Raw genomic sequence first — 25,058 nt, 5'->3', positions numbered from 1 at the left:
TTGCACGTTGACCTGAACCTAGCGCGGGATGTCGCTCACCGGAAGCCGCAAGAGTGACCACGAGCACACTTCCCCCTTTCGAGGGATGTGCTCCACAATGCCGTCGGCGCACTCTGTGATCACGCGAATGGTCATTCACAGCGAACGATCAGACCTTTCAGAAGGAGCGAGATGACCGAGACGACCGACGAAGCAATCGACTTCGCCGCTTTCATCGAGAAGTTCATGGCCGAGATCCCGGGCGGTCCGGAAGGAGACGCGATCCTCCGGCAGCGGGATCCACACCCGTTCGTCGACACCACTGCCGCCGACATCCGGCCGGACAAGCTCGACGACGACCAGATCGACAGCTGGTTCGACTACATGGCCTGGAACCTGTGGGAACTCATCGCGTCGCGATCCACGGAGGGGGAGTCGGGACTGATCCCCCGCCAGGAATACGAAAGCCTGTCGTTCGTCCAGCAGTGGGACATCTATCCCGACGCGATGCGCGCGATCACCGAGAAGATCGGCGTCGACGGACTCGTCGAGCTCGGCACGGTGTCGAAGCGAGAGGTCGGCACCAAGGTCAACCATCTCCGCAACTACGCGTGCGCCCTGATGGCGATTCTCGGCCGCGGGGTCGGGGTGACCCTGGACCTCGTCGATCCGGCTGCACATCGCGAGGACATCGAGACCTGTATCCAGTTCGGACGACGCCTGTGGCACGGGACCTGGGGAGACGGACCGGGTCTCTCGTCCGGGCGAGGATTCAAGCTGCCGCACCTGGATCGCGATGTCCTCGATCCGCTTCTCGCGCAGGCGGTGTCGCTCGAAGATCCCGACCATCGCGCCGCCTTCCGTCGCTTCAACGCCACGACCGAGCTGTTCGGCTTCATGCTGCACTACGACAACCGGCTCGGCATGGGCGACACGGGTCCCTACCCACTTCCCGGGGGCGGATTCGCGCTTGTGCGTGTCCATTTCCTGCACGAGTCGAACTATGCGTGGGCGACGGTCGCCGAGGGGATGCCCTACGCGGTCACCGAGGTGATGATCTTCCGCGACGACTCGATCGACGTGACGATCAACGACATCGGCACGACCTTCACGACGCCGTCGACCTATCTCGACAGCCTTGAGAGCGTCGTCGTGTTCGCTCGCGACACCGCCGAGACGCCTATGTCACAGCTGCGGGTGCTCGATCGCGCGGAGATGAGTTCGATTGCCAGGCAAGCGGAGCGGGGCGTCCTGGATCTCTATCGGATGTACTCCAGGAAGAGCGTCGACGAGAAGATCTGGGACGGTATCACCGTCTACTCCCACGACTTCATCCGTCCCATCGCGCAACGCGCAGGACTGTGGGAGGACATCCGCCAAGGCGGCTTCGACGCGCCGACCGAACTGACCAAGAAGGCGTGGCCGCACCTGATCGACGGCAAGGCCGCAGCCGTGTTGGGGCCGGTGTTCATCACCGGCGCAGGCTTTCCCAGCATTCGTCCCGCCTGACGACATCGACGGTGCGCGGTGAGTGCGCGCACGCCCAGACAAAGGAGAACCATGCCGAACGACTACACATTGACCGACCGCGACGACCGGCGGCACACCCTGCAGAACACACCGCTCGAGCGCGAGAGTCTGATCTTCATCCTGTTCCTGCCCGATGAGGACATCGGGGTGATCGCTTACACGTGGGTCGACGGCGAGAGCACTGCCGGCTCGATGGGGCTCGTCTTCGGGCGGGACAACGAGCGTATCGCCCAGTTCCACACCGAGGGAGTCCCGATGCCGTGGGACACAGACTTCGACAACTGGACGGTGGGGCCGCTGACCGTGCGTCACGGCGACCATCACAAGGCTGCGCTGGTGACCTTCGAGCACGACGGGGTGGCCCTGCGCTACTCCTTCGAGGCGACGACTCTCCCGTTCACCTACCACGACAACGCGGACGGGTGCCCGTCGTGGCTGGCCGACAACCGGCTGGAGCAGAGCGGGCTCGCGAAAGGGACGCTGACCATCGGGGACCGGACGATCGAGTTCGACACCACCGGCCACCGCGACCACTCGTGGGGCCGCCGCGACTGGACCGCAATCCACCAGTACCGGTGGGTGAACGTGCAGGCCGGATCAGACATCGCCATCAACTTCCTCGAAGGCGCTGCGCTGGACCGGCATTATCAACTCGGGTACGTGGACCGCGACGGTGAACAGTCGCCGGTCAAGTCGGTCACCGTCGACATCGATCGCGACCCGGGGCACTACTCGTACACGGCTGCGCGCTTCGTGCTGGTCGACGAGTTGGACCGGACCACCGAGATCGTCGCCGACCACCGTGACGCCCTGGCGGTATGGCCCGCGGGTGGTCTGCAGTCGCACGACGCCGGCGGGCCGTGCGTGGTGGCGGGCCGGCCGGGTCGGATGCACATCGAAGAGGGGTGGCGCCCGGACTTCGTCGCGCAACAGAAGGCGATGTTGGCCGAATCGTTCGACTCAGATGAGGCGCGCGCGGTTCTGGCCACCAACAGGGGTGTCGGTGTCCTCGACGACTCCCTGACGAGATGACGGAAGACCCAGGATGACTCTGTATTCGAAGGAGAAGCTGCAATGACGACTGCCAAGGATTCGCTGACGTTCGTCCCGGTCGGGGTGGGCACGGCGGTCATCGAGGATTCCGCCCTCATCGAGGGACCCACCGTCTGGCTCGATTCGCCGGAAGCAGTTCTGGATTTCGTCGAGCGGGACGACGTCGACGAATGTGTCGTGATCGCCCGAGGCGGAACGACGACGTTCCTGACCCCTGCCCTGGTCGCCGGGCCCAAGGGCATCCTGACCCTTCAGGGCGCACCGTCGAGTCACCTGGGAATCGTGTCCCGGGAGTACGGCATCCCGTGCATCATGTCGGTGCAGTTCACGAGCGGCGAGACGAACGACCGCGGTGAGGTCGTACCGGTCGACGGCACGGTCGTACGCCTGGACATCGCCGATCCGCCCCGTGGCGTCGTGCTTGCCCTCGGAGAGGAGTCCGCGGCCGCCGAGACGAGCGGTCCGACCGACGCCGAGGTCGCCGACGAGAGCGCCTCGATCCCGACCAACGGCAACGGGGTGCCGGGTGGCAACGCCGGGCACGAGATCATGGCGGGGCAACTCACCACCGATGTGCTCACCCTCACCGACGAGTCCCTCGTGCGCGACCTCACCACCGCCGAGGCGAACGATCTGCTGGACTACTACGGCTGGAACCTGTGGGACATCCTGGCCGCTCGGATCAGTGAGGGCGAATCCGGCCTCATCCCCCGGCAGGAATACGAGGTGATGGGCACCTTCATGCAGTGGCAGCGGCATCCACGCTTTCACCGCATGATCACCGAAGCGGTCGGTGTCGACGGTCTGCGGGAGATCGGGGCGAAGGCCCGACACGAGATCGGGACCAAGGTCAACCCGCTGCACATCTGGGCGGCCGGGGTCCCGTCGGCATTGGGACGGGCGATCGCGGTCGAACTCGGGCTCCAGTCCCCGGGGGACCGCGCTGACGATCTGACCGGCGCGATGCAGTTCACCCGCCGTCTCTACCGCGGGATGTGGGACGACAACGGGCCGATGTTCACCTCGGCACGCAACTACCACGCCCCGCTCCTGGACGACGAGTGGGTCACCCGGTTCATCGACGAGAAGACGGTGCTGCCCGATGACCCGCAGGCACGTCGTGCGTTTCAGCGTTTCAACGGCAGCACACAGTTGGCGTCGTTCCTGCTCCACTTCGACTGCCGCAACGGGGTGGCCGACACGGGGCCTTACCCGCTGCCGAATGGCGGGTGGGCGCTGGTGCGCGATCACGTCCTGAACGATCCGGGTTATCCGTGGGCCGACGCGGTGGGCGACCTGCCGTGGTCGGTGACGCTCGTGATGTTCTTCGAGGGCGACCAGGCGATCGACAGCAGGGTCGTCGACATCGGCACGATGTTCACCGAACCGGCCAATTACCTGCGGCACCTGACGGGCTACGCGGTCTATGTCCGGGAGCGTGAGGACACACCGGTGAGTGAGATCCGGTTGCTGGGTGAGCAGGAACTCGAGCCGATCGCGATCCGTGCCGAAAAAGGCGCGGCGGCGCTGTATCCGCGTATCGCCGGCATGTCGAAACGAGAGAAGGTGCTCGCTGGAAGTCACGTCTACTACACGGACTTCGTCGGCACGATCGGCAAGGCGGCCGGTATCTGGGACCAGATGCTCGCGGAGGGTTTCTACGACCTGGACGAGACGATTGCGCAGGGTTACGGCCCGATCGTGGAAGAGGGCCGGGCGCTCGAACTGCTGGGCCGCTTCTGGGCCAGCAACGAAGGCATGATCCACCTCTAGACGCATCAACCGCTGCCCGAGGCCGACCCCGGTCTCGGGCAGCCCGGTGTCAGACGGCCTCGTCGGCGAGGTGGTGGAGCATCGCTCCCGCCTGCGATCGGTTCGAGACGCCCATCTTGCGCATCAGCTTCTTGACGTGGGTCTTCGTCGTCTCCTCGCTGATGTACAGCCGTGCCCCGATCTGGGCGTTGGTGAGCCCGGAGGCGAGAAGCCGGAGTACTTCGCGTTCACGATTGGTGAGCGAATCGAGCCAGTCCGAACGTAGTCCCCTCGGCAACTCGCCGGGGGTCGACGACGCGGCATCGATCAAGCGGTCGAGCGTCACCCCGACGTTCTCGCAGAACAGCGCGATCAGGTCTCGATCGAATTCGTCGTTGAGCCCCGTGTCGATGTTGCGATCCGCGTGCACCATCGCGGCGACCCGGTCGCGCGCGACCACCGGAGCGGCGACGTAGGTGACCGATTGCGAGATGGGCATGATCTTGGGGTGTGTGCGCGGGTTGGACAACGCGTCGAGGACAAGGATCGGGCGTCGATTCCGAACGACCGCGACCTCCATCAGCTCCCGGACCGGTTGATAGGGCGGTCCGCCTGCGGACAGCATCGCCCGGGATTCGCGTGGCCCGCTCATCGTGTGTGAGCTCCGCGGCACCCAGCGTTCGTCCTCGACCCAGGAGAACATGACACGTTCGTAGCCGAGTCCGGACGCTTCGAAGGGGACGCTGTCGGCGAGGTCGTCGATCGTGCGCGCCGACCGTATCCGGGCGATCTGACGGGTCATCTGCGACATGACCGATCGTTGACGTGCGGCCTGCATCGCCAGGATCTCGGTCCTGGCCGCGCGCAGGTCCAGCCTCACGGTGCGGTCGCGCGCGTCAGTCGACGAACCCGACAACACCTCCTCGAGCGCGGTGATGACCTCCATCGCCGATTCGGCAGTCGTGACACCGCGGGTGGCACCGACCGAGCTGACCGACAGGTGTCGTGCCGCCTGGTCGATCGCTTCGATGGCTCGTTGCACGGACAGATCGAGTTCGTCCCACTGCATGATGTCTCCTCCGGCCTGGCGGTTCCGACACCGGCGCCTACCCCGAAAGGGGGAATTCCGCGGTGAGTCGTACCGAACAGGTTGACGTCATTGTGACATCCGCTACATCATTTCCTCAATTGGTCCAACAGTTGGCCCCGGGGCCTGACTAGCAGGAGGAACAGAAATGACCAGCAGCAACACCGTGACCGGCAAGCAGATCGGCACCGGCATCAAGGCGTTCACCTCCGCCTCCGGAGCAACGGGCAAGATCCGGTTCCTCGATTCGCCGGAAGAGGTTCTGGACTTCATCGACGGACCGGACGTGGAGTCGACAGTGGTGATCTCCCGCGGCGGGACCACGACGTTCATGTCGCCGGCGCTCATGGCCGGGGTCGCCGGGCTCATCACCCTGCAGGGCGCGCCGGAGAGCCACCTCGGGATTCTCTCGCGCGAGTTCGGTATCCCGTGCGTGATGTCCACCGAATTCACCGAGGGCATCAAGACCTCGCGCGACGAGACGATCCCGGCCGACGGAACCACGGTCCGGCTGGACACGTCCGGAGACAGCGGGCTGGTCTTCCTGGTCGACGAAACGGCGTGAGGCGGTAACCGAGATGTCGACGACCGAGCCCGCAGAGGCGGCTTTCGACCCGACCCCGTTCCTCCAGGCGTTCAAGGCCGAGGTTCCACAGGGGATCGAGGGTGACCGGCAGATGCGCAAGCGTGTCGAGCTCCCGTTCATGGACACGACCTCGAGCGACGTCCGCCTCACGACCCTCGAGGATGAGCAGATCAACAGCTGGCTGGACTACGCGGCCTGGAATCTCTGGGATTTCATCCTCGGCCGGGCGTCCGAGGGCGAGTCCGGCCTGATCCCGCGCCAGGAGTACGAGACCGTCTCGTTCGTCCAGCAATGGAACAACTATCCGAAGTTCATCAGGATGCTCACCGAGGAGATCGGTGTGGACGGCATCCTGGACCTCGCGAAGACCTCGAGCCGTGAGATCGGCACGAAGATCAACGTCACGCGCAACTGGGCGGCCTCGGTGTGCCCGATCCTCGGCCGGGGTATCGGTATCGAACTCGAACAGGACACGCCAGGCGGTCGCCGAGAAGACGTCGAGACACTGATCCAGTTCGGACGCCGACTCCAGCACGGAACCTGGGGCGACGGACCGGGGTTCATCTCGGGCCGGGAGTACAGGGTGCCGGTTCTCGCGGCCGATGTCCTGCAGTCGCTCGTCGATCAGGTCCGACCCCTCGATGATCCGGCGGCGCTTCAGGCATTCCGGCAGTTCAATGCCCGGACCGAGCTGTTCGGCTTCATGCTGCATTACGACTGCCGTGCCGGGATGGCTGATACGGGTCCGTACCCGTTGCCGGGCAACAAGTTCGCGATCGTGCGTGACCACTTCTTGAACGAGACGGCCTATCCGTGGGCCGGAGTCGCCGAAGGGCTGCCGTACTGCGTGACCCAGGTGATGGTGTTCTCCGCCGACAAGGTCTCGGCCACCGTGAACGAGATCCAGACGACGTTCAGCGAGCCGTCGAACTATCTCGAGTACCTCGAGAGCGGCGTGGTCTTCGCCCGCGACACGATGACGACTCCGATGGCAGAACTCCGAGTGCTCGACGCCGCCGAGATGGGTCGGATCTCCCAGCAGTGCCAGAAGGGCACTCTCGAGATGTACAAGACCCTCGCCAAGAAGTCGACGGAGGAGAAGATCCGCGACGGCGTGATGGTGTACACGCGCGAGTTCCTGCTACCGCACGCGTCGCGTGTCGGCCTCTGGGACAAGTTCGTCGCCGAGGGTTTCGACGAGATGCATCCGAACGCGCAGGCGGCATGGCCGACCCTGACGAGTGCGCGTGCGGCCGAGATCCTCACTCCGGTACTGCTTTTCGGTAACGGCTTCCCCCATGTCTCCTCGAACTGACGGTGAGGACTGAATGACTGTCGAACAGCAGTCCATCGACCTGATGGACCTCGGACCGTTCATCGACGGCACCGAGAACGCCATGCTCGCTCGACTTCGCGAGCACGAACCGCTGCACTGGAACGACGAGGCCGACGGCCCCGGATTCTGGTCGGTCACCCGGTACGAGGACGTCATCCGTGTCGTCACCGATCCGGCGACCTTCATCAACGGCGACGGGACCCAGATCCTGAGCCGGAAGGTCGAGGGCGGTACCAGCACCGTCCACAACACCGATCCGCCGCGACACGGCAAGTTGCGCAAGCTGGCGGCCCCGCACCTGCGTGCGGTGAAGATCAAGGAGTGGCAGGACGTCATCGACCGTGCTGTCGACGCCATTCTCGACGACATCGAGGCACGGGGAGAGGTCGAGTTCGTCCACTCGGCCTCGGCTCTGCTTCCCATCCAAGCCCTCGGCCAGGTCCTGGGAGTTCCTTTGGAGGAGTGCGGACTGCTCCTCGACTGGACCAACCGGGTGGTGTCCGATGACCCCGAATACATGGTGCGTCCTGATGAGAAGGAACGCGCTCGTGCCGAGATGTTCGCCTACTTCAAGGAGTTGAGCGAGCAACGGCGGCGCGATCCGCGCAACGACATCGTGTCCAAGCTGGTGCAGGCCGAGCTGGATGGGGAGCCACTTCCCTGGGATGACCTGGCCGCGTACTACTTCGTCCTCGTGGGCGCCGGCAATGAGACCACCCGCAACCTGCTGACCGGAATGGTGCTGGCATTCGACGAGTTCCCCGACCAGTGGGACAAACTCGTCGACGATCGCTCGCTGCTGCGTCCCGCCATCGAGGAGATGCTGCGCTACATCACGCCGATCCGTGCCATGCGGCGGACCGCGACGACCGACGTGGAGTGGGGGGACAAGACGATCAAGGCCGGCGACAAGGTCGTCTGCTGGTTTCAGGCGGCCAACCGCGACCCGGCGGTGTTCGACGATCCCGACGTCGTGAAGATCGATCGCGAGGACAACGAGCACGTCGGCTTCGGCTGGGGAATTCACGCGTGCATGGGTTCGCACCTGGCGCGCGCGGAAGCGATCGCCTTCCTGACCAAGCTCCTGGATCGCGGCCTGCGGATTCGCCCGCTGTCGCCACCGGATCGGCTGCACACCAATCAGTTCCACGCGTTCAAGCGACTGAACGTGCGTGTCGAAAAGGAGTAGACGATGAAGGTTCTCGTTGACTGGGATCTGTGTGAGGGCCACGGACAATGCGAGTACGCCGCGCCCGATGTGTTCACCATCGACGACGACGGTGACCTCGAGGTCCTCGACGAGACGCCTGGTGAAGACCAGCGCAAGGCGGTCGAACAAGCCGTCCGCCGCTGTCCCGTGCGGGCACTGAAGATCGAAGGTTGACACGGACGGCATTCGGTTATTTGGTCTGGCCAAATAACGGAACGCTGGTTACAATGGTCTGGACACCGCATCGTCTTAGTGGGGATGACATGACAAAAGCACTGCACGACAACAGGAATGACGTCGCACGGGAGATGGCGGCGTTCCTCGAGCGCTGGGCGCCCTTCGGCGGCGGAGACGACGAGATCTTTCCTACTTTCGGCGTCAACCCGTCGGTGTTCTACTCGCGACTCGCCCACAGTCTGCGTGCCGACCCGACTCTCGCCGTCACCCACGATGTCGACCGACTGATCGCCTACTGCGTTCGCAAGGCCGGATTCTCCGCGGATGCTCACCCGCGATGACGGACACCGACCGCCGCGTGCGGGTCCCGGGGACATCGAACCTGCGTGACATCGGCGGGTACCGAACCCGAGACGGCCGGTTCGTCGCTAGGCGACGCGTCCTGCGTTCGGAGGCCCTGGTCATGCCGGGAGGCAGCACCTCGTACGCCATCTACGACGAGACCGCCGCCGACCACTACCGAAGTCTCGACCTGCGCACCGTGATAGACCTGCGCGCCGACAGCGAGATCCGACGGGCCCCCAGCGCCTGGGCCGGCGTGTGCGGGGCGGAGTTGGTGGAGATCCCGATCGCCGAAGGCGGCGAAGGTGCCGACACCAACTACATGCGGATGCTTCTCACGGGCGATATGGAGCGCTTCGGGATCGACGACATGACGCGGTTCTACATCGGACTCGTCGAGAGACGCGGTGATGTTCTGGGACAGGCGATCCGGGTTCTCTCCGATCCGGCCCGCCTGCCGGCCCTGGTCCATTGCGCGGCCGGCAAGGATCGGACCGGAGTTCTGATCGCGCTCCTGCTGTGCGCTCTCGACGTCCCGGAGGACGATGTGGTCGCCGACTTCGCGCTGACCGGCATCCTGCGTCCCAACCGGATCGACACCTACGCGCATCTGTTCGTCGCGGAGGACCGCGATCCGGAGATCGCGCGGGTGCTGTTCGAGTCACCACCCGAGTCCATGCGGGCTCTGTTGGCCCACCTGGACGACGAATATGGCTCAGTACGAGGCTATCTGGCGGAGCGGGCCGGCGTCGACGACGCGGTGGTCCACGATCTGAGACGAGCGCTGCTCACCGATTGAGGACGATCCTCGGTCGCCGCACCGGGCGAGCCGGGCAGAAGATGGAGCCAGTCACGATGGCGGGACTCGGGCACGAGGTCGACGGGGACAAGGTGGTGTCCCTCGCCGATCGCCATGCCCGCCTCCAGCGCCTCTACGACATCGAGATCAGACTTGCGGACAGCCTCGGGTCGGGCTGCGAGTTCGCCGAACTCTTCGGAGTGATCGCGGCACTGACCGACCGACCCCTGTGGTTGTTCGATCCCACCGGGCAACCGGTGATGTGGTCGGCTGAGCTGCCGGACCGTGAGACCCTCGACATCCGGTCGTCCTGTGCGGATCTCGCCGACCACGGGCAGGCAGTCCACCTGGTGATCGCTCGTACACGCGGAGGAGTCGCACGGAGGTGTCTTCTGACTCCGGTGCGCGACGCCGATTCCGGGGAGGTCACCGATTGGCTGATGCTGGAGGAGGGATCGCGACACTTCGGCGGATACGACCGGTGCCTTCTCGACCGGGGTGGCACGTATCTGGCGCGGCACCGCAATCTCCACCGCGCGATCCGCAGGTCCGCGTCCGAGCTCACACGTGGCATGGTCGAGCGTCTGCTGCGTCGGGCCCAGACAGATCCCGGCTCGGTGGACTATGCCGCGCAGATCGGAATACGTTCGGACAGCACCTGCGTGGTGGTCGCGATGGACGACTCCGCGCTCTCGACGGGTATTGGTGACATCGACGCGTTGATCGCTGACCTCGGCCACCTTGTCGAAGGTCGAATCCTCGGTGCCAGAACGGCGCGCGGCCCCGCGTTCATCGTCGACGCGGGTGTGTCTGAGCGCGTCGACGATTCTCGTCTGATCGAGGACGTCTGTCGCGCACTCAGTGTGTCGCTGCCTCCCGAGGGAGTCCAGTGTGGAGTGTCCGGTGCGGTCGCGGTCGCAGCGATCAGCGACGGTTACGAGGAGGCCCTCGAGGTGGTCGCGTGCCTCGACAGATTCACCGCCGAGCACACGCGCATCCTCAGCGTGCGTGACCTCGGACCCGCCCGAATCCTGGTGGCGAACGGGAACATCGCAGCGATCCGTCGGTACGTCGAGCACGTCTTCGGTCCGTTGTGGACCGAGAAGTCCGACAGCGACATGGAGACGCTGATGGCGACTCTCGCCCAGTTCTCGCGCGACGGACACAACGTGCGACGAACCGCCGCGGCGCTCTCGGTCCACGAGAACACCGTGCGGCAGCGTCTCGCCCGCGTGCGCAAGCAGACCGGTCTCGATGTTCTCAACGATCCGTTCGCGCAGTTGTCCGTCCATACCGCACTCGCGATCATCGCCCTCCGCAACCGGGCCCATCCGCTGTGGGATCCGCGTGCCCGCGGACTACAGCGCCTGGCGCGGATTCCCGACCACCGAGGCGATGTCGGTTAGCCCGTCGCCCGGCTCCCAGCCCATGCCGAGAAACATCGACCGATTGGCGTCGACCCGTTGCCGCTCGGAGCGCAGCAGTGCCGTCATCGCCGCGGATCGCAGGTCCTCGTCTCCGTCCTCGGCAGACGCCGCGACCATCGTCTCGATCGCCCGGCCCAACTCGTCGGTGCGTGCGCGCACGCCCGCCGCATCGAGAGGAGGTTCCCTCTGGAGAACCCCCGCCAGCGCTCGGCAGGCGGTCTCGACGTCCCGCTCACCGGCCGGACCTGCCTGTCGGCCACCGGCGGTATCGACCAGTGTTGTCGCGAGGCGCTCGTAGTTCGCGAGTTCGAACCGCTCGAATTGCGATGCCGTGTCGATCTGGGTGCGGATCACGCCCAGGTGCGCGATCGCCATCCGGAGTTGATCGGCGGCCCGCTCGTCGGCTCCGACGACGGGGAGGATCACCTCCTCGAGTGCACGGATGACGGAATCGATTCGGAGGTGAACGGACGGGTTCATCGGGGGCCTCTTTCGATCATGTCGATGATGTCTGCCGCGAACAGATAGCCGCACGAGGCGAGCCAGGCGAGCAGCACGTCCTGATGGCTCTGGCGATCCTGTGCGGCACGCACGGATGACGCGAGTGTCGCGACCAAACTCTTGTACGCGCACAGCACCTCGTAGAAGTGCAGGGTCTCGGGGTCGAGGAGATGGCCGGACAGCTGCTCATATCGAGTGAGCAGATCTTCACGGGGCATCAGGCCGGTCACGAGCCGGTCGCCGTTGGCGGCAACGGTGCTGTACATGCGCTGCACGCACCAGGCGAGGTCCTCGTGAGGATCTCCGACGTGTGCCAACTCCCAGTCGAGCACCGAGGTCACCTGATGAGTGCTCTCGTCGAAGAGGTAGTTGCCGGTCCGGTAGTCGCCGTGTACGACGACCAGACGCTCCTGTCGCGGGAGGTGCGAGCGCAGCCATGCCTGTATCCCCGCCACCAGTGGGAATGGCGCCCTCGAGTCGTCCCGCCAGACTCGCGACCACCAGTTCACCTGCCAGCGCGCGGCCTGCCGGGGATCGGCGTCGGGTACCCCGAGTGTCCCGAGTTCCGCTCGGTCGAGCGGAATGCTGTGTAGCAGGGCGAGATTCCGGACGAACTGATCGGCGAGGGCGTCCCGCAACCCGCCGGACAATGTCGTCTGCATTCCCGAGACACTCTCGCCGGCGCCCTGCGTCGGCGCGGTGACGCCGTCGACGAAACTCGTTGCGAGAAAGGGGCGGCCGAGGAACTCGCCACGTGGTTCGACCCAACGTGGTGTGGGGACGGGAAAGCGTGAAGCGAGGAAGGACAGCACATCGAATTCGCGCTGTCGGTCTGACTCCATGACGCCCGCCACCGCGTCTATCCGGAGAACCACTCGCTCCCGAGCGGGCCCGGTGTGTGCGGCGCCGGGAGCGAAGCGAGCGGGCCCGATGTGTGCGGGGTGCTCGAGTTCGACGATGTACTGCTCGTTCGATGCGCCGCCGCCGAGGGGCCGAACCAGGTGGACGCCGGCGGCCGTGCCTTCGCGAGCCAAGAAGCGCTCGAGTCCGGTGCGGACCTGGTCGACACCCACCGGGTGATAGTCGCCCCAGGTCCGGGTGGTCGCCTGTTTGCGATCGAGCATCGCGGTGATGGACGGTTCCATGTCTTCGGTCGTCGTGGTGACCGCGCTCGTCCGAGTTGTCATGATGTGCTCCTTGAGTTCGGCGGCAGAGGTCTGCGTGGACCGTGCCCCGCTGTACGGGCTGCTCAGACCATGCGTGGGCGCTGCGGTGGCCGCAACGATCGGCTCCTCACCACGATGGAGAAATCCACTGCCGAATGTGCTGCGTGTCACATCGTGGCGGCGATAGCTCGCGATTCCGCGACTGCGTGGTGCCGGTGAATGTAGATCTCTCCATCGCGACGTCTCGCGTTCGCGCCCACATCCCGCCGCCGGTGATTCCATCGGTCGGAGTAGCGCAGTCGGACCGTTCGGGCCCCGATGCACACAGATGGGAGAGCGACATGGCGGACATCGATTTCGAACTGATGCTGCAGAAGTACCGAGGGGTTCACCCGCTCGGCGGCGACGGCGACAAGAGCATCCTGGCGACCCTGACATCCAGCATCGTCGACACGACGGATGCGAACGTGAAACCGAACCGACTCACGGTCGCCGAGATCGACGACTACCTCACCTACTCGGGCTGGAATCTGTGGGACCTGCTCGCGCGCCGGTCCACCGAGGGGGAGTCGGGACTGATCCCGCGCCAGGAATACGAGACGGTGGCCTTCGTCCAGCAGTGGCTGAAGTTCCCGCATCTGTACGACCTCATCACCGAGGCGGCGGGCGGGGTCGACGGACTGGTCGAACTGGCCCGGACGCATTCCTCGCGCCCCGCGGACAAGCTGAACAACACGCGCGCCTGGGTGAACATCTGCACGCTCATGGGCCGCGGTCTGCTGACCTCGCTCGGGCTGTCGCGGCCGCACGACAGATTGCACGAACTCAACTCGGCCATCCAGTTCCAGCGCCGAATCCAGCACGGGGTTTATGGCCCCGGACGCGGTTTCATCTCGGGCCGCGACTACAAGCCCCGCGTCCTCGACCAGGAGTGGATCGACCGATTCTACGAGGAGCGACAAGCCGTGCCGGACGTCGAGGCGCGCGACTTCTGTCGCAAGTTCAACGCGGCGACGGAGGTGTTCGGGTTCCTGCTCATGTTCGACACGCGGTCGGCGACCAACACCAGCGGTCCGTATGAACTACCCGACGGAAGTGTGATGCTCGTCCGCGACCACTTCCTGCGCGAGCCGCTCTACCCGTGGATCGACGACGCCGCCGGCGAACTCCCGTACTGCGTGACCCAGGCGATGATCTTCGATTCGTCGGCACCCGAGTTCAACATCAACGACATCGGGACCACCTTCACCGTCGACCACGCGGACTACTGGAAGGCGCTCACGCACTTCTCGGTCTATCGCAAGGATCGGTGGGACAGTACGGAGTTGACGCCGATCGATGTCGACGAGCAACGCGAGATCACCAACAGTTCCCGTCGCGGCGTCGCCCGTCTGTACCGGCGTATCGCGGGTATGAGCCGCCGCGACCGCATCATGGCCGGCGTCCTGGTGTACACCCGCGAGATGATGGCGCCGTTTGCGCGCCCGGTGGGGCTGTGGGATCAGTTCGTGAACGAGGAGCAGTTCGACGAGCTCGATCCGCTGACCGCACAGGCGTACTTCCCGCTCACCAACGGCCAGGCCCAGGATCTCTTGCCGCCCGCCTTCGTGATGGGAGAGGCCTTCATGCCCGTCGGGCACAGCGCCACCTGGTGATCCGGCGTCCCGGAATCTGAACTTCTCGATCGAACAGCGAACGGAGACACAATGCCTTTGACACCTGCGGACCACCTTCGGCACGAGATCAGCGGGCAGTTCGCCCGTGAGAGTGTGGCCTACTGCCTGATCCTGCCCGAGCACGGGCTGATGGGCCACTGGTACACCTGGGTCAACGAGGCCGGTAAGGGCGGACGCGCGTTCGTGCTCCACGGCGCAGGACCCGATCCGGTCTTCTTCGACCACCGCGACGGGGTGGATGTCGGAACGCAGGACTTCGACGATTGGCACCTCGACGGGGCCTCGCTACGGGTGGGGGAACCATTGCAGACGGCTCGGGCCCGGTTCGAGTCCGAGGACCTGTCGGTCGAGTTCTCGTTCGAGGGTATCCACCCCGCGTTCGACTACGGGTCGAACGCAGACGGCACTCCTCGCTACCTCGCACGGAACCGGTATGAGCAGACCGGCCGGATCGTCGGCGAGTTGCGTTGGCGGGGAGAGACCTACGCATTCGACGGCCCCGGCCACCGGGACCATTCGTGGGGCACCCGGGACTGGGATGCGATCCATCACTACAAGTGGATCGCCGCGTCCGGAGTCGATTGTTCCACCAACCTCATGTGGACGATGGCCGAAGGGGAGGTCGACGTCAACGGGTACCTGTATGTCGACGGCGTCCAGTCGCCGGTAGTCAGCGCATCGATCGCGACCGACTACGGTCCCGGATTCGTTCAGGATGTCGTCCGAGCGGAGATCGTCGACGAGGCCGGTCGCACGGCGACGCTCGACCTCGATGAGCGACACACCCTCGCACGGTGGGACGTGAGCCCCACCTTCAACTTCTCCGACACCATGTTCACCGGCCGTCTCGACGGTCATGAGGTCCGCGCCTATGTCGAGTACACCTGGCCGCGTGCGTATCTGGACCATCTCCTGGCCCGTGACGGGGACGCCGGGGTCGACGTCGGGCGGGTGGCCCATGTCGGGTGACGTCGAGCCGGGTGACGTCGGGTCGGTTGGCGTCGAGCCGGGCCGGTCGCCGGCATTCACCGAAACTCGACACGCCCTGGACCCCGCGAGGCCACGACACCGTGAGTCGATCGTCTGGGTAATACCGCGAGTTGCCGACGGCGTGACTGCCTTCGTCTATACATGGGTCAACTCGAGCGGGGACGCCGGCGCGGCTCTCAGCGTGTTCGGGAACGCGTTCGGCGAGCAGATATTCGAGAAGGTCGACGGCATCCCGGTCCCCGCCTCCGCAGCGTTCGACGACTACCGCGTCGGCCCGTTGTCCTTGTCGTTGGACGACACCGGTATGTCGTCGACAGTGCGGTTCGACGGCGATCGGGTGTCGATGTCCGTCGACTTCGAAGGACTCCATCGTCCGTTCCGTTACGGCGAGCACCAAGACGGCTGTCCCGGCTTCTTCGCCGATGACCGGTTGGAACAGACGGGCATCGCGCGTGGGGTCCTGCGTGTCGACGAGAGGGTGTTCGCGTTCGACGAGATGTGCCAGCGCGATCACTCATGGGGTGAACGCGACTGGGAAGCAATGCATCACATGAAGTGGGTGAATGCGCTGAACCGGACGACCGCGGTGCACGCTGTCGAATTGCTCGCTTACGGCCAGCGGTTCCTTCGCGGCTATCTCTATCGCGACGGCCGATGCGTGCCCCTGCGTGATCTCGCCCTGCGGTACGAACTGGACTCCGAGCTCCTGCACACTCGGATGCATGCCACGTGGACAGACGAATCGGGTCGCGCCGCAGACGTCGACTTCACCGACGGCGGCCCGCATTTCGTGTGGGATGTGAGCGCCAACTTCACTCTCCGCGACACCGCGATGAGCGCGTCGATCGATGGGGAGGAGGCGGTCGCATATGTCGACATGTCCTGGGACCCCTCGTACATGAGCCGAACAACGGCGAAGTCGGGCCCCGTGTCGGTCTCATCGTGACGTGGTGATCAGTTGTAGAGCCTGGTGAAGTGCTGCAGATCGAGGAAATCGGTGCTGGTGCCGTACGCCGTCTTGTCTCCCATGGTCCACTTCGGGAGCACCATGAACGCCATCGAGCCCGGCCAGAACTGACAGGGGAACTGCGTCTGCGCCTCGCCGGACAGTTCCCACACGCGGTCGTCGGCATCCGTCAGGTGGAGATCGATTGTCTCCGCGTACATCCCGCGGCGCTGAATCGTCGCCCTGCCGTCCTTGAGACCGATGCCCCGTCCCTTGTTCATGATGTAACCGTGGGTGATGTCGGCGATCACCTCGGCATCGGGGCCGATGGTCGGATCGAAGGCGAACATCGAGTGGATCGCGAGATCGTGGTCGAAATGTGCCTGTAGCCAGGTCATGGTGCCCAGCTGCTTCTCCGTGCGTACGCCCCAGCTGTGGTCCATCGTCGACATCGAGTCGATCCGATGGGTCACGCCGTTCAGTGTCATCTCGCCCGTGATCTTGCCCGTCATGTCGAAGTGTCCGGCGTAGGCGGCGCTGCCGGAGAGATCGCCGGCCGAGTTCTTCGCACGGGGGTCCATCGCGGGGTCGTGGATGTCGAAACCGTCCATCAGGGCTTCGAATCGGACGCCGATAGTCAGCGACTCGCCGTTGTCATACGACAGGTCCCACACCTTGTTCGGTTCGAGACAGGTGACCGACAGGCCGTTGTCGAGCCGGTAGTCCAGCAGGCTCCCGGACTCGGGCAACGGAAGGTAGGCGCGGCTGTCCCAGTAGTCGATCTCCCACGCTGAGGTGACACGGCGGGAGTTGACGAAGATCGCCGAATTGACGACCCCGAGGTTGGGCCGGAACAGCGCATACAACCCGACGTGCAACGGGACTTCGGGAACTTCGAACCCGAAATAGTTGGTCTCCGTCCACATCCGATCGTCGGCGGCAGCGTGGAATTCGGCATCGACAGGTGTGATCATGACCTCAGTGTGTTCGCGCGCGGTCGTGTTCGGCTCCGGTTCGTGAACCCTTACCTCTTACGGGGTATTCGGACGTCGATCGCGAATCGTCATCGCGGTTCGTACCTACGCTCTCAGTCACCATCGATTGACAGAGGAGCACAGATGACCATCACGTGGCCTTGCGATGACACACCGAGCGAGAGATTCCCGATCTTCACACGCGCCAACACGGGAGAGGTGTTCAGTGATGCCGCGACGCCACTCACCTGGAGCACGTTCGGGCGTGGGGTCTACGACGCGGGCTACCGAGACGGCTTGTACCGCATCGGTGTGTTCACACCTGACGATTTCCGGCCCGAAGGCGAGTGCGAGGTCGTCGGTTGCTTCGGCGGATATGTGTACATCAATGTCTCCATTTCCCGGGTGCTGGCGGTCCGAACCCCCGGGATGACGGCCGAGGCGATCGACCGGTCCCTGTTCGGCGAGCACCCCGACGTCAGGCCGTACGCGCCGCATCCAGGTGACGAGAACGAGCACTGCACCGAGAACATGGTCGCCTGGATGGGTTCGCTGTTCAGCGCAACCGAGGTACCGGAACTCGCCGAGCACCGCGTCCGGATCGACACGGTCATCGCGGAGCGGCCGGATCTGACCGGACTGACCGACAAGGAATTGGTCCAGCGCTACCGGTCACTCGTTCCGGAGATGCGTCCGGTGTTCGCGACCCACATCGTTCACCTGTATGCCAGCAACATCATCACGGGCTTGCTCGCCCAGGTCGGTGAAGCGGTGGGGGAGGGCGAGCTGGTGGCGAAGACGACTTCCGGTCTGGGTGAGGTGGATTCAGCGCAACAGTCGTTCGACCTCTGGCGGTTGTCACGGGTGATCCGCGGTTCTGACCGGTTGTCGTCGACCTTCGACGCCGGTGTCGACGGTGTTCTCGACAGGGTCCGAGCCCTCGACGACGAGGACTCGGCCGCGTTCCTCGAGGGGTGGGAGAACTTCCTCGACGCCTGGGGATTCCTCGGACCCAGTGTGTGGGAGGGCCGCTCACCGACGTACCGGTCGCACCCCGCCATTCCCCTCCGGATGCTCGACCATGCACGCCGGGTGCCGGATGAGGGTTCGCCGTCGGTTCGCACCGCCGACGCCGAGGCCGATCGGGAGGCGGCCGTCGAGACGATCGCGGCCGAGCTGGATGAGGACACGAAGGCGCAGTTCCTGGCGGCCGCACATGCCGCGACCATCTTCTTGCCCGCCCGGGAGGCAACGAAGGTGCAGTGCACCCGTCTCTGCGAAGAAGCGCGTATGACCATGCGGGAACTCGGCGGGCGGTACGTCGATCGCGGAGTCCTGGTCCGGTGGGAGGACGTCCTGCTGCTCATGGACGACGAGGTCGATTCCTTTCTCGCGGACGCGGCTCCGTTCGCGGCGACCATTGCCGAGCGGAAGGCCACGCTGGAGGTGCTGGAGAGGAAATGGCCCCCGTTCATCCTGGAGGGCCGGCCGCCGGCCATCGAGGAGTTCGCCGATCGGGACGAGACCGTCGTCAATGCGGTCACCAGTGGCGAGATCCTCGGGGGTCTGGGTGTCGCTCCCGGGGTGCACACCGGCCCGGCTCGCGTCGTTCGGTCTCTGGTCGACGACGTCGAGATCGAACCCGGGGACGTTCTCGTCGCGATGACCACGGATTCCTCGTGGGGGCCGCTGTTCCTGGCCGCCGGTGCGGTGGTCTGCCAGACCGGTGCGGCGATCTCGCACGCAGCGATCGTCGCTCGCGAGCTGGGGATTCCCGCCGCGGTGTCGGTGCAGGACTGCACAACCCGGATCGAGAACGGCACCATCGTCACGGTCGACGGCAGCAGTGGCAAGGTGACCGTCAACTGACGCGGGGCGCTGTGTGCGGGCGGCGGCCCGTACACAGCGCATCCGATCCGGTGTCACGTGCCGACCGATTGTCGAGTCACGCAGGCATGCAACGGTTCAGTCTGTCTATGTCACGAGCTGAGCATCCGCTCGACATGGTTCGTCTCGTTCACGGACACGAGCTCGCGGTAGTCGTCCTCGCCGGTGACGATCCGTGTGACCGACGTGTAGGCGACGTCGACGAAGAACGACTTCGTCGTGCCCAGCACGTGCGAGAGATATGTACTGATGACACCTCCGTGACAGACCACAGCCACCCGGGTGCCCGGCTCGGAGGAGTTGATGATGCCGTCGAAGCCGGCGATCACCCGTGCGCGGAATGCGCTGAGGTCGAAGACGTTTCCGCCGAACGAGCCGGAATTCAGATCCTCCCAGCCGGCTCGCCGACTCGGGTAGTTGCCGATCGCGGTGCCGTAGTTCTTCCATCCGGAATCGACTTCGACGATGCGATCCTCGACTTCGAGCGGAAGGCCGAGAGAGCGCGAAAGGGGCTGCGCTGTCTCACGTGCGCGACGCATGGAACTACTCACGAGTCGATCGATCTCGCCGTACGGTTTCAGTGCCAGGTGGTCGGCGAGAACTCGCGCCTGCGCCTCGCCGTCGGCGGTCAGTCCGGGATCGGCGCCCGCGGGGTCATGGGCGATGGTGTGGGGCTGCGCGTGCCTGATCATCAACAACTCGACAGTCATGGACGCCAGCCTCTCATACCGGCATGCGAGGCTTCGTGTTGAGCCAATTCGCCACTGCCTCTGCGCGGTTCGCCGAACCCGTCTTCTTCAGTATTCGCTTGACATGAGACTTGACGGTGCCCTCGGTGATCGTCAGACGCCGACCGATCTGCAGGTTCGTCAATCCCTCGGCCAGGAGAGTGACAACTTCGATCTCCCTCAGCGACAGAACAGATCCCGGCTCGGACCGTGCGCTGTCGACGACGCGGAGGTACGGCGCGGGCGAAGACTCACCGGCAGCGACTCGCGGAAGGACGGCCGCCGGTACCGACGTGCCGGCTTTCCCGCGGGCGACAAGGGGAGACACCTGATGGCAGAACTCCTGCAGTGCGGCGATCTCGGCTTGGGTGGGGAGGCGGTCGGACAGGTGGCAATCTGCGTGGATCATTCCCACTATCCGCTGACGATCGATGAGCGGCATCATCCAGAAGCTCTTGGACTTGGACTGCTTCCAGAGCACGTACCCGAACTCGCGCTCCGGGTGTTCGAGCATGGTGCCGGCGTCGACCCGGACGGTGTGGCGATGTGTGGCGGCGGGCGGGAGGCGGTAGGTCGCCGCTCGGTCGGTGAGATACTTTGTCGCCCAGTCCGACCCGTCCCGGTTGTACACCGCGTACGGGTGCCAGGTGCCGGATGAGACCGTCGAGAACAGAACTCTGTCGAATCCGAGTTTCGACGCCTGGACCGGCAGGGAACGGAAGAGCTCATCCGTCGATGAGCTGCGCGAGACCGCGAACAACGCGTCCACACTCCGTTGATGCAGCGACGCTGCACTCGTTCGGCGATGCGAGATGGTGGCCGTCTCCAGGTCGCGCAGTCTGTTGAGGATGGTCACGAGATCGGTGACCTCGGCTGGTGTCAGGTCGCGCACGGAATTGAGTACTCGCGTCGTCTCGAGCCAGGATCGTGCGACGAAGCGATCGACTCCGGCGACATCATGCAGACGCTGGGAACTCAGCCATGCGTCGACGCGCCCCGGGGCCACGTGGCTCGCGACCCGGGTACGAACCATCCGCAAGGTGTCGAGTGCTTGGACGATGACGTCATCGGTGAGCCGTTCGGAGCCGTACAGGGGACGGGTGGCCTTCGTCTGAATCGGCCATACCGGTGAGCCTGCGACGGAGGTTGTTTCGGCGAGTTGCAGCATGGAGGGTTCCGATCGGCTGACGCCTTGCAGGCTGAGGGCGGTGTGAGGTGGTGTGGTCCGCGTGGAGTGGTCTACATCACTCTAAATATCAACCATAGAATGGTGTGACCAAATACGCAAGCGTGCGACGAAGCGAGGCGGATCACGTGCCGCTGGTGACAGGTGATCCGCCTCGAGGCGAGGATGTCAGGCTTCGGCGTACGGTTCCCGGGTCAGCAGATGATCCAGATACGAGCGCGGCCAGGTGTACTGGATGTACGCGCTGACCGGCCCGCCGGCCATCGTGCCCGTCATCCCGGTGTCGGTGAAGTTGAAGGTCGGGGAGATGTCCCAGCGTGCTGTGGCGTAATGATCGGGGAATTCGATGGGGGTCTTGCGGCCGGCCTCGTCGAGTACCTCCGCGATGATCGACTTCTGGAAGTACTGGTCGTCATAGGTGGTGCGGACATCGGCGGAGACGACCGGAGACAGCTTGTCGTCGACGAAGACGTACCCGTTGTAGATGGTCTCGCCTTCGACCAGCGCGACCATGATGTTCGCGGCTCGGTCCTCGCCGACGATGGACAGCCACTTGTAGTGGTGGATCGCGTCCCAGTCACGCCGGCCCCATGAGTGGTCGCGGTGGCCCGGAACCGAGAACTTCTCGGTCTCTCCCGATCGGGTGAGCTCGCCGCGGATCACTCCCGATTGCTCGTACCGGTTGGTGGCCTGATATCGCGGGCACCCGCCGAGGTTCGAGTCGTAGTCGAACGGGTCGTGGAAGGCCTCGAACTCGATCGAGATCGCGACCTCGTCGTCGTGGTAGGACGCTGTCGCGGTACGAAAATCGTTCCCCACGTGTACTTCGAGGTTGCCGACGCGGAAATCGTCGAAGTCCTGGCCGGCGACCGAAAGCCCCTCCTGCCGAGCGAAATAGGCGGGTTCGGGCCCATCGCCATAGATGGCGAACGCGTATCCGGCCACATCGTCGCTGTTGACCCACGTGTACAGCAGGTAGACGCCTTCTCCCGGCACTATCGCGCAGTAGGCCAGGCTCTCACGGGCGAAGCCGCCGGAGATGTCATGACGGAGACGGTCGTTGAGCTCGAGCATGGGGACCTTTCGAGAGGGTGTGGGATGTCGGTCATGCCGGGCGCTGGGGCCTCGGCGAGCAGTAGTCGACGGTCGTGGCGTCGTTGTCACCGCTGTGTTCGATGTGCGGCGGCGTGTTGGAGTGCTGGGTCATCAGCCGGTAGGCCGCGGCGGTGTCACGATTCTCGACCGCGCGGGTGACATCGAGATGGGCGCTCAGCGAGCGCTGCATGGCGGCCGGGTCCCGGTGGGCGGCGTGGTCGGTCTGGCGCAGGATCGCACGGGACACCGCCTCCATGAACGTGGAGAGGAGGTCGTTGTGACCCGCTGTGGCGATCGCAGTGTGCCATCGGATCTTGCAGTCGATGAAGCGGGACAGGTCAGAGGTGCTCGCCGCCGCCTCGTCGTTGATCAGGTGGAGGCGCCGCAGGTCGTCGCTGGTCCGTCGTTCGGCAGCGAAGTAGGCACACCAGGGCTCGATCACCTGCCGGGACTCGTACAGCATCTGGGTTCCCGGTGCCCACCCCTGCAGCTGTAGATCCACCGAACTCATGAACGCGGAGGGTGTCGGGCGGGACACGACCGAACCGCCCCCGCGTCCCGGCGTGGTGATGACGAGGCCTTGCCGTTGGAGGCGTGCCAGCGCCTCGCGGACGACCGATCGCGTGAGGCCGCTCTCCTGGACCAGGATGCGTTCGGGCGGTAGCTGTGTCCCGACAGCCAACTCTCCGCTGAGGATCTTGTCCCTGATGAGGTCCGCGTATACATCGGCGGGTCGAGGGATCTCGACGGCGCCGATGTTGAGTCGCGCTCGCTGTTCCATGAACTCAGTGAACCAGGACGGTCCCGTCGTCACCGTTCACCGTGACGACAGTGCCGTCGGCGATGAGTGACGTCGCGTTCGCGACCGACACAGCCGAGGGTAGGCCGAGTTCTCTGGAGACGATCGCCGCGTGGGAGATGGCGGCGCCGGTCTCACACACGATCGCCCCGGCCGTGAGGAACAGCGGCCCCCACGACGAATCCGTGGTCTTCGCGATCAGTACGTCCCCGGCCTCGAAGTCGCCTTCGTCGTCGAGGGAGGTGAGGATCCGTGCCGGGCCGGTGTAGGTGCCCGGGGACGCGCCGATGCCCGTGAGGACGGTTCCGTCTGCGGCTGCAGCCTTGTTCTCCCGGTGTCGAGGCGTGAAGTCCTCGAGAGACGGCGGCGTGCCCGCGAAGACGAACGGCGGTGACAGTGATTCGAGGAGGGTGAGCTTCTCCTTGCGTTCTGCGACGGTGTCCTTCCACCGTGACGGGTCGCGCAGGAAATCGTCGATCTCGTCGTTCATGAGCAGGAGGACGTCTTGCCAGCGGTCGAGAACTCCGTCGGCGGTGAGTCGCCCACCCAGTTCTCGCATCGTCTTGCGCGCCTCTTCGATCATCCGTGTGCACTGGACCTTGATCGCCTCCCGCGCCGGCATGAAGACCGGAACGACCTGCGCCGCGGCCACGAATGCGTCGTGGAGTTCGGTTCCGACGAGCCGTTCGGTGACCACCTCGACGGCTCGGTTCCGCTCGGCCTCGAGTTCGCGAGCGCGTGATTCGGGCGACTTGTCGTCGGCGACCTTGCGTGCGCGGTCGATCATCCGGAGTGGGATCTCGGGGTTCTGCTCATGAGTCGGTGAGCGCAGTTCCCAGATACTGGGACCGAGGTATCCCCATTCGTCGAGGAACCGACGCCACGCGGTGAGGAACGCAGCGGCATCCGGGTCGGACGAGGTCTCGAGGCGGAGGAGCACATCCTCGATGCCCTGGTCGAATTCTGCTGCCACCGCGGGCTTCCCGGCGAGTCGGGACAGTTTCCAGATGTCGATGGACTGGACGACCGAATCGACGTTGCCGACTCCGGCGGTCAGGCTCGAGATCAGCTCGGGTGTGCCTGCGGCGATTGCCGATTGGGCGATCGTGCCGGTGACGATGTTGGACGCGTATGTCTGGGTCATGTGGGTGGCGAAGATGTCTCGCATCGTGGGGACGAGCCCGCGGAAGCGGGCGAGGAGATCTTCTGCGGACGACGAGGCGAGGTCGGGACGCTCGGCGATGATCCGGTCGATCTGTCGGCGGTGTTCGTCGATCTCGGGCACCGACGTCGCCGTGAACAGGGAGTTCATCCACGCGCCCATGCGCTCGGTGCACTCGGCGTTCTCGTCCAACGGGTGCGGTTGGTACGGCGGCACGTCGGGCTGATCGCCGAAGAACGACTGATCGATGGCCTCCCACGTCATACCGGGAGCGCGCACGGCGAGTACCCGAGAGGCGGAGACGTTGATGTAGACGTAGCCGCCGAAGCAGCCGACCATCTCGCCTTCCCACTCCGGCCGGAAGTCGTCGGGTGTGAAGACACCGATGCGGCACAACGCGTCTCGATATCCGTTCTCGTACACCCCGCGTCCGTACAGGCTCCACGTCAGTGGGGTGGCTGCATCCACGAAGACCTCGCCGGTGTTCGCGCGAGTGAAGATGGGGAACCGGTCGCCGGCTTCGTCGTCGCAGGGCCAGATCTTGTCCATGTGGGTCTCCTATGTCCCGATGTTCTCCCACCGTAAGTCCGTGGCGTAGACGATTTGTCGTCGTCGAGCGGGTTACCTCTTTCGGGGTACTTCTCGACTTGCGCTTCGGTTCGGGCGGCGC

At 65.0% G+C, this 25,058-nt stretch carries 23 protein-coding genes; 14 read left to right on the top strand and 9 right to left on the bottom strand.

The annotated features are described in order from the left end of the window. The first annotated feature begins 171 nt into the window (after positions 1 to 171). Genes AC3B6C_RS03010 through AC3B6C_RS03000 form a run of 3 tightly spaced genes read left to right on the top strand, consistent with a single transcriptional unit; the run spans position 172 to position 4,335 of the window. Complete coding sequence (locus tag AC3B6C_RS03010; RefSeq protein ID WP_488374867.1) at positions 172 to 1,488, top strand: hypothetical protein; 1,317 nt, start codon at positions 172 to 174, stop codon at positions 1,486 to 1,488. Positions 1,489 to 1,539: 51 nt separating this feature from the next. Then, positions 1,540 to 2,541, top strand: coding sequence for a DUF7064 domain-containing protein (locus AC3B6C_RS03005; protein ID WP_488374866.1), 1,002 nt, complete (start codon positions 1,540 to 1,542; stop codon positions 2,539 to 2,541). Between the two features lie 42 nt (positions 2,542 to 2,583). After that, entirely contained in the window at positions 2,584 to 4,335 is a 1,752-nt protein-coding gene (locus tag AC3B6C_RS03000; RefSeq protein WP_488374865.1) for a PEP-utilizing enzyme, read from the top strand. Positions 4,336 to 4,384: 49 nt separating this feature from the next. On the opposite strand, the gene AC3B6C_RS02995 is transcribed toward AC3B6C_RS03000, so the two are convergent. Continuing rightward, positions 4,385 to 5,383, bottom strand: a complete 999-nt coding sequence (locus AC3B6C_RS02995; RefSeq protein WP_488374864.1) for a helix-turn-helix transcriptional regulator — start codon at positions 5,381 to 5,383, stop codon at positions 4,385 to 4,387. A gap of 166 nt (positions 5,384 to 5,549) precedes the next feature. On the opposite strand from AC3B6C_RS02995, the gene AC3B6C_RS02990 reads away from it, so the two are divergent. The 7 genes from AC3B6C_RS02990 to AC3B6C_RS02960 all read left to right on the top strand — a co-directional run bounded on the left by AC3B6C_RS02990 (position 5,550) and on the right by AC3B6C_RS02960 (position 11,257). Then, the gene (locus tag AC3B6C_RS02990; RefSeq protein ID WP_488374863.1) at positions 5,550 to 5,966 is read left to right on the top strand and encodes a PEP-utilizing enzyme; all 417 of its coding nucleotides are present in this window, start codon (positions 5,550 to 5,552) and stop codon (positions 5,964 to 5,966) included. A gap of 13 nt (positions 5,967 to 5,979) precedes the next feature. Then, positions 5,980 to 7,302, top strand: coding sequence for a hypothetical protein (locus AC3B6C_RS02985; RefSeq protein ID WP_488374862.1), 1,323 nt, complete (start codon positions 5,980 to 5,982; stop codon positions 7,300 to 7,302). 13 nt (positions 7,303 to 7,315) lie between these two features. After that, a complete protein-coding gene (locus tag AC3B6C_RS02980) occupies positions 7,316 to 8,512 on the top strand; it encodes a cytochrome P450 (RefSeq protein WP_488374861.1) in 1,197 nt (398 codons plus the stop codon). 3 nt (positions 8,513 to 8,515) lie between these two features. Beyond that, the gene (locus AC3B6C_RS02975) at positions 8,516 to 8,707 is read left to right on the top strand and encodes a ferredoxin (RefSeq protein ID WP_488374860.1); all 192 of its coding nucleotides are present in this window, start codon (positions 8,516 to 8,518) and stop codon (positions 8,705 to 8,707) included. 89 nt (positions 8,708 to 8,796) lie between these two features. Further along, a complete protein-coding gene (locus AC3B6C_RS02970; protein ID WP_488374859.1) occupies positions 8,797 to 9,051 on the top strand; it encodes a hypothetical protein in 255 nt (84 codons plus the stop codon). After that, positions 9,048 to 9,851, top strand: coding sequence for a tyrosine-protein phosphatase (locus AC3B6C_RS02965; protein WP_488374858.1), 804 nt, complete (start codon positions 9,048 to 9,050; stop codon positions 9,849 to 9,851). The genes AC3B6C_RS02970 and AC3B6C_RS02965 overlap by 4 nt, the downstream gene beginning before the upstream one ends. Before the next feature lie 41 nt (positions 9,852 to 9,892). Continuing rightward, the gene (locus AC3B6C_RS02960) at positions 9,893 to 11,257 is read left to right on the top strand and encodes a PucR family transcriptional regulator (RefSeq protein ID WP_488374857.1); all 1,365 of its coding nucleotides are present in this window, start codon (positions 9,893 to 9,895) and stop codon (positions 11,255 to 11,257) included. Here the strand turns inward: AC3B6C_RS02960 and AC3B6C_RS02955 are convergent. Next, positions 11,210 to 11,758 carry a hypothetical protein gene (locus AC3B6C_RS02955; protein WP_488374856.1) on the bottom strand — a complete coding sequence of 183 codons (549 nt, stop codon included), beginning with the start codon at positions 11,756 to 11,758 and terminating at the stop codon, positions 11,210 to 11,212. The two genes, AC3B6C_RS02960 and AC3B6C_RS02955, sit on opposite strands and share 48 nt — an antisense overlap. Continuing rightward, positions 11,755 to 12,966 (bottom strand): phosphotransferase family protein, encoded by a 1,212-nt coding sequence (locus AC3B6C_RS02950; protein ID WP_488374855.1) that lies wholly within the window; start codon positions 12,964 to 12,966, stop codon positions 11,755 to 11,757. Before AC3B6C_RS02950 ends, AC3B6C_RS02955 begins: the two co-directional genes overlap by 4 nt. A gap of 320 nt (positions 12,967 to 13,286) precedes the next feature. Between AC3B6C_RS02950 and AC3B6C_RS02945 the strand changes: the two genes are divergently transcribed. The 3 genes from AC3B6C_RS02945 to AC3B6C_RS02935 are packed head-to-tail and all read left to right on the top strand — an operon-like array spanning position 13,287 to position 16,557. Further along, entirely contained in the window at positions 13,287 to 14,600 is a 1,314-nt protein-coding gene (locus AC3B6C_RS02945; protein WP_488374854.1) for a hypothetical protein, read from the top strand. A 51-nt stretch (positions 14,601 to 14,651) separates the two neighbouring features. Then, positions 14,652 to 15,590: a DUF7064 domain-containing protein gene (locus tag AC3B6C_RS02940; protein WP_488374853.1), complete on the top strand. Its 939-nt coding sequence runs from the start codon at positions 14,652 to 14,654 to the stop codon at positions 15,588 to 15,590. After that, positions 15,478 to 16,557 (top strand): DUF7064 domain-containing protein, encoded by a 1,080-nt coding sequence (locus AC3B6C_RS02935; RefSeq protein WP_488374852.1) that lies wholly within the window; start codon positions 15,478 to 15,480, stop codon positions 16,555 to 16,557. The genes AC3B6C_RS02940 and AC3B6C_RS02935 overlap by 113 nt, the downstream gene beginning before the upstream one ends. A gap of 8 nt (positions 16,558 to 16,565) precedes the next feature. Here the strand turns inward: AC3B6C_RS02935 and AC3B6C_RS02930 are convergent, their stop codons facing one another. Next, positions 16,566 to 17,531 carry a DUF7064 domain-containing protein gene (locus tag AC3B6C_RS02930; protein ID WP_488374851.1) on the bottom strand — a complete coding sequence of 322 codons (966 nt, stop codon included), beginning with the start codon at positions 17,529 to 17,531 and terminating at the stop codon, positions 16,566 to 16,568. 144 nt (positions 17,532 to 17,675) lie between these two features. Between AC3B6C_RS02930 and AC3B6C_RS02925 the strand changes: the two genes are divergently transcribed. Then, positions 17,676 to 19,400 (top strand): PEP-utilizing enzyme, encoded by a 1,725-nt coding sequence (locus AC3B6C_RS02925; RefSeq protein ID WP_488374850.1) that lies wholly within the window; start codon positions 17,676 to 17,678, stop codon positions 19,398 to 19,400. Between the two features lie 110 nt (positions 19,401 to 19,510). On the opposite strand, the gene AC3B6C_RS02920 is transcribed toward AC3B6C_RS02925, so the two are convergent. The 5 genes from AC3B6C_RS02920 to AC3B6C_RS02900 all read right to left on the bottom strand — a co-directional run bounded on the left by AC3B6C_RS02920 (position 19,511) and on the right by AC3B6C_RS02900 (position 24,937). Continuing rightward, positions 19,511 to 20,128 carry a histidine phosphatase family protein gene (locus AC3B6C_RS02920; protein WP_488374849.1) on the bottom strand — a complete coding sequence of 206 codons (618 nt, stop codon included), beginning with the start codon at positions 20,126 to 20,128 and terminating at the stop codon, positions 19,511 to 19,513. 13 nt (positions 20,129 to 20,141) lie between these two features. Beyond that, on the bottom strand, positions 20,142 to 21,314 hold the full coding sequence (locus AC3B6C_RS02915; protein WP_488374848.1) for a LuxR C-terminal-related transcriptional regulator: 1,173 nt from the start codon (positions 21,312 to 21,314) through the stop codon (positions 20,142 to 20,144). Positions 21,315 to 21,500: 186 nt separating this feature from the next. Beyond that, complete coding sequence (locus AC3B6C_RS02910) at positions 21,501 to 22,406, bottom strand: DUF7064 domain-containing protein (protein ID WP_488374847.1); 906 nt, start codon at positions 22,404 to 22,406, stop codon at positions 21,501 to 21,503. 31 nt (positions 22,407 to 22,437) lie between these two features. Continuing rightward, positions 22,438 to 23,208: a FadR/GntR family transcriptional regulator gene (locus AC3B6C_RS02905; RefSeq protein ID WP_488374846.1), complete on the bottom strand. Its 771-nt coding sequence runs from the start codon at positions 23,206 to 23,208 to the stop codon at positions 22,438 to 22,440. Between the two features lie 4 nt (positions 23,209 to 23,212). After that, positions 23,213 to 24,937, bottom strand: coding sequence for a PEP-utilizing enzyme (locus AC3B6C_RS02900; protein WP_488374845.1), 1,725 nt, complete (start codon positions 24,935 to 24,937; stop codon positions 23,213 to 23,215). Between the last annotated feature and the right edge of the window lie 121 nt (positions 24,938 to 25,058).

This window comes from Gordonia sp. 11cp (genome assembly GCF_057767225.1).
This window is presented reverse-complemented; position numbering and strand designations above follow the sequence as displayed.

Excerpts from the sequence above, each read along its gene's own strand:
- AC3B6C_RS02910 (WP_488374847.1), bottom strand. The coding sequence starts at position 22,406 with ATGCTCGAGCTCAACGACCGTCTCCGTCATGACATCTCCGGCGGCTTC.
- AC3B6C_RS02950 (WP_488374855.1), bottom strand. The coding sequence starts at position 12,966 with ATGACAACTCGGACGAGCGCGGTCACCACGACGACCGAAGACATGGAA.
- AC3B6C_RS02940 (WP_488374853.1), top strand. The coding sequence starts at position 14,652 with ATGCCTTTGACACCTGCGGACCACCTTCGGCACGAGATCAGCGGGCAG.
- AC3B6C_RS02995 (WP_488374864.1), bottom strand. The coding sequence starts at position 5,383 with ATGCAGTGGGACGAACTCGATCTGTCCGTGCAACGAGCCATCGAAGCG.
- AC3B6C_RS02935 (WP_488374852.1), top strand. The coding sequence starts at position 15,478 with ATGAGGTCCGCGCCTATGTCGAGTACACCTGGCCGCGTGCGTATCTGG.
- AC3B6C_RS02905 (WP_488374846.1), bottom strand. The coding sequence starts at position 23,208 with ATGGAACAGCGAGCGCGACTCAACATCGGCGCCGTCGAGATCCCTCGA.
- AC3B6C_RS02915 (WP_488374848.1), bottom strand. The coding sequence starts at position 21,314 with ATGCTGCAACTCGCCGAAACAACCTCCGTCGCAGGCTCACCGGTATGG.
- AC3B6C_RS02970 (WP_488374859.1), top strand. The coding sequence starts at position 8,797 with ATGACAAAAGCACTGCACGACAACAGGAATGACGTCGCACGGGAGATG.
- AC3B6C_RS02955 (WP_488374856.1), bottom strand. The coding sequence starts at position 11,758 with ATGAACCCGTCCGTTCACCTCCGAATCGATTCCGTCATCCGTGCACTC.
- AC3B6C_RS03000 (WP_488374865.1), top strand. The coding sequence starts at position 2,584 with ATGACGACTGCCAAGGATTCGCTGACGTTCGTCCCGGTCGGGGTGGGC.
- AC3B6C_RS02985 (WP_488374862.1), top strand. The coding sequence starts at position 5,980 with ATGTCGACGACCGAGCCCGCAGAGGCGGCTTTCGACCCGACCCCGTTC.
- AC3B6C_RS03010 (WP_488374867.1), top strand. The coding sequence starts at position 172 with ATGACCGAGACGACCGACGAAGCAATCGACTTCGCCGCTTTCATCGAG.
- AC3B6C_RS03005 (WP_488374866.1), top strand. The coding sequence starts at position 1,540 with ATGCCGAACGACTACACATTGACCGACCGCGACGACCGGCGGCACACC.
- AC3B6C_RS02930 (WP_488374851.1), bottom strand. The coding sequence starts at position 17,531 with ATGATCACACCTGTCGATGCCGAATTCCACGCTGCCGCCGACGATCGG.
- AC3B6C_RS02925 (WP_488374850.1), top strand. The coding sequence starts at position 17,676 with ATGACCATCACGTGGCCTTGCGATGACACACCGAGCGAGAGATTCCCG.
- AC3B6C_RS02990 (WP_488374863.1), top strand. The coding sequence starts at position 5,550 with ATGACCAGCAGCAACACCGTGACCGGCAAGCAGATCGGCACCGGCATC.
- AC3B6C_RS02960 (WP_488374857.1), top strand. The coding sequence starts at position 9,893 with ATGGAGCCAGTCACGATGGCGGGACTCGGGCACGAGGTCGACGGGGAC.
- AC3B6C_RS02965 (WP_488374858.1), top strand. The coding sequence starts at position 9,048 with ATGACGGACACCGACCGCCGCGTGCGGGTCCCGGGGACATCGAACCTG.
- AC3B6C_RS02975 (WP_488374860.1), top strand. The coding sequence starts at position 8,516 with ATGAAGGTTCTCGTTGACTGGGATCTGTGTGAGGGCCACGGACAATGC.
- AC3B6C_RS02920 (WP_488374849.1), bottom strand. The coding sequence starts at position 20,128 with ATGACTGTCGAGTTGTTGATGATCAGGCACGCGCAGCCCCACACCATC.
- AC3B6C_RS02945 (WP_488374854.1), top strand. The coding sequence starts at position 13,287 with ATGGCGGACATCGATTTCGAACTGATGCTGCAGAAGTACCGAGGGGTT.
- AC3B6C_RS02900 (WP_488374845.1), bottom strand. The coding sequence starts at position 24,937 with ATGGACAAGATCTGGCCCTGCGACGACGAAGCCGGCGACCGGTTCCCC.
- AC3B6C_RS02980 (WP_488374861.1), top strand. The coding sequence starts at position 7,316 with ATGACTGTCGAACAGCAGTCCATCGACCTGATGGACCTCGGACCGTTC.